This window comes from Stenotrophomonas sp. SrG (assembly GCF_050031795.1).
Classification (GTDB): domain Bacteria; phylum Pseudomonadota; class Gammaproteobacteria; order Xanthomonadales; family Xanthomonadaceae; genus Stenotrophomonas; species Stenotrophomonas rhizophila_A.
Genome location: NZ_JBNBBE010000751.1, coordinates 1 through 246, shown reverse-complemented (window position 1 = coordinate 246; position 246 = coordinate 1). Strand labels below are relative to the sequence as shown.

The following is a 246-nucleotide window of genomic DNA, read 5'->3' as shown; positions in this document are numbered from 1 at the left end:
CGGGCATGCACGAGGTGCCGGTGGTGGTGCTTGCGATGCTGTTCGTGGCGCTGGGCGTCACGGTGGTGGGCCTGCGGCTGGGCATCGGCAGCGCGCTGCAGCACCAGCGCCGCCGGGTCACCGGCGTGCTGGCGCTGGGGCGGTCGATCACCTTGTTGTGGGCGCAGGCGTCGCTGGGGAGCTGGATTCCCCAGCAATGGGTGGATGCGCACCCGACAGCGGACGCAGAGGCACCGCCGCACTGAG

The 246-nt window shown here is 72.0% G+C and carries 1 protein-coding gene; it reads left to right on the top strand.

Translation table 11 applies throughout. From position 1 onward, the window contains the following. Positions 1 to 245 (top strand): hypothetical protein (locus ACQG3P_RS21570; RefSeq protein WP_426806196.1); only part of this gene is annotated, 245 nt, incomplete at its 5' end. Position 246 lies beyond the last annotated feature (1 nt).